The organism is Streptomyces niveiscabiei, from assembly GCF_001419795.1.
GTDB classification, from domain to species: domain Bacteria; phylum Actinomycetota; class Actinomycetes; order Streptomycetales; family Streptomycetaceae; genus Streptomyces; species Streptomyces niveiscabiei.
This window is the reverse complement of the sequence record NZ_LIRL01000990.1, coordinates 1-2,149: the sequence shown is the minus strand read 5'-3', so window position 1 is coordinate 2,149 and position 2,149 is coordinate 1. Positions and strand designations below refer to the sequence as shown.

2 protein-coding genes are annotated in these 2,149 nt (G+C 73.3%); both read left to right on the top strand.

The features are described from left to right. Nucleotides 1-219: 219 nt before the first annotated feature. Nucleotides 220-906 (top strand): DUF4142 domain-containing protein, encoded by a 687-nt coding sequence (locus tag AOK24_RS38505; protein WP_055724587.1) that lies wholly within the window; start codon nt 220-222, stop codon nt 904-906. Nucleotides 907-1,035: 129 nt separating this feature from the next. Beyond that, a complete protein-coding gene (locus tag AOK24_RS38500; protein WP_055724586.1) occupies nt 1,036-1,818 on the top strand; it encodes a TIGR04222 domain-containing membrane protein in 783 nt (260 codons plus the stop codon). The last annotated feature ends 331 nt before the right edge of the window (nt 1,819-2,149 follow it).

Here is a 2,149-nt window from a genome sequence, read left to right as displayed (position 1 = left end):
CGCCCCCGCAGGGCCCTGCGGAGCTGGTGGCTGGACCGGTCGGGCCCGGCGCCGAGGAACCAGTCGCGGCTGGCCCGGACCGTGCGCGCACTGACCGGCCGGTGACGCACCTCTCATTCACCCCCGTCCGGCCGTTCACACAACTCCCCCGGTAAACTGCCGATCCCGCACCCGACACACACGAACCACCGAAGTGCGGTGCCACACCCGGGAGGCACCATGCGAGCGCGCCGTCAGGAGAGCTGGGGGAGGAACCTCCTCAGCGGAACCGGCGTCATCATCGTCGGCCTCACCCTGACGATCGCGGCGCTGGCGTTCCCGCTCTGGTCGTACGCGGACCGCCAGGACACGGGCGGCGACAATCCGAGCCTGCTGAACGCGCAGACCGTGCGGACGCAGTACGGCCCGCTGTCCGCGCTGGACCGGGACTTCATCGAGAAGGTGCGGCTCGCGGGCCTGTGGGAGATCCCGGCGGGCAGGCAGGCGCAGCAGAAGGGCACGACGGCGGCCGTACGGACGGCGGGCGAGCACCTCGTGGAGGGCCACACGTTCCTGGACGAGCGGGTGCGCACGGTGGCGGCCCGCCTGAACCTCCCCCTGCCGGACCGCCCGACGGACCAACAGCAGGGCTGGCTGAGGGAGTTGGACGCGGCTCAGGGCGCGGGCTACGACTGGAAGTTCGCGAACGTCCTGCGCCTCGCGCACGGCAGGATCTTCTCGGTCGTCGCCCAGGTCCGCGCGAGCACCCGCAACTCCTTGGTCCGCGCCCTCGCGGACGACGCCAACGCGACGGTCCTGGACCACATCAAGATCCTGGAGGCGACGGGGTACGTGGACTTCGACGCGCTGGCCCGGGACCTGACGACGGACTCGCCGCCGCCGCTGACGGTCCCGGTCAACCCGTAGCACCCAAGGGCCCCTTGGGCATCAGCGCCCCCAACTCCCGGTAAGCGGAACGTCACATACCCACAACGCTCCGTCCGTATCGTGAACAAAGCATGGCGGTACCACGGGAATCTGGCATAGAAACACGGCATGTTCTGGGTCCTTCTGCTGGTCCTGGCCTGGGCGGTCGCGGTCACGGCGTGCACGCGCCTGTGCCTGGCCGCCGTGCGCGCGGCGGCCGTCGGGACGACCGCGGCGCGCGCCGCCGAGACCGCCGAGCACACCGCCCCGGCGCACGGCCTGACGCTGTACGAAGCGGCGTTCCTGTCCGGCGGCCCCGCCCGGGTCGCGGACCTGACGCTGGTGTCGATGGCCAGCGACCACCGCCTGCTGCTCGCCCACACCGGCTGGGCGACCGTCGTCGACCCGCGCGGCCGGGACGAGATGGAGCGGTCGGTGCTGGGCGCGATCGGCCCGGAGGGCCAGTCCCCGATCGCGCCGGTCCGCGCCCGCGCGGCGACCGGCGACGCGGTACGGGGTCTCGCGGACCGGCTGGTGAGCGCGGGGCTGGCGATGCCGGACGGAGCGCGGACGACGGTGGCGGCGGGCCTGCGCGGAGTCCGTGCCGCCGCGACGGCCGTCCTGGCACTGGGCGCCCTGGCGCTGCTGCTCCCCGCGCCGAACGTCCCGCACACCCTGGTCGCCCTCTGGTTCGCGCTCCCCCTGGCCCTGACGCTGAGCTGCCTCGCGATGGCCCGCGTGGAGATCCCCCCGTACACCCGCTGGGCCTCCCCCGCCGGCCTGCGCCTCCTGGACACACTGGCCCACGACCGCACATACCTCACCTCGGTAGCAGTCCACGGCATCCGCGCCCTGAACGAACCGAACCTGCGGGCGGCATTCACGCGGGGAACGCACCCCTGGCACGAGTAACCCGGGCGGCACTCCCTCACGGGCCGCACCTATGGCACGAGTGACCGCAGCGGCACTCCCTCACGGGCCACGCCCATGACACAAGTGACCACAGCGGCACTCCCTACGGGCCACACCTACGGCACGAGTGACCCCAGCGGCGTTCCCGCCCAGGCGCGCCCTCCCCTCCGAGAGACCCCGGCGCGCGAGCGCCCCCGCAGCGGGGCTGCCTGGGAGGCGGCCTCGTCCGAGAGAGACCCCGGCGCGCGAATACCCCCGAGGGGGACGCATCAAGGCATTGGCGCGGCGGGCCACGCCTGCGGCACAAGTGACCCCAGCGGCGTTCCCGCCC

Coding starts and splice junctions, on each gene's coding strand:
- AOK24_RS38500 (WP_055724586.1), top strand. CDS start 1,036: ATGTTCTGGGTCCTTCTGCTGGTCCTGGCCTGGGCGGTCGCGGTCACG.
- AOK24_RS38505 (WP_055724587.1), top strand. CDS start 220: ATGCGAGCGCGCCGTCAGGAGAGCTGGGGGAGGAACCTCCTCAGCGGA.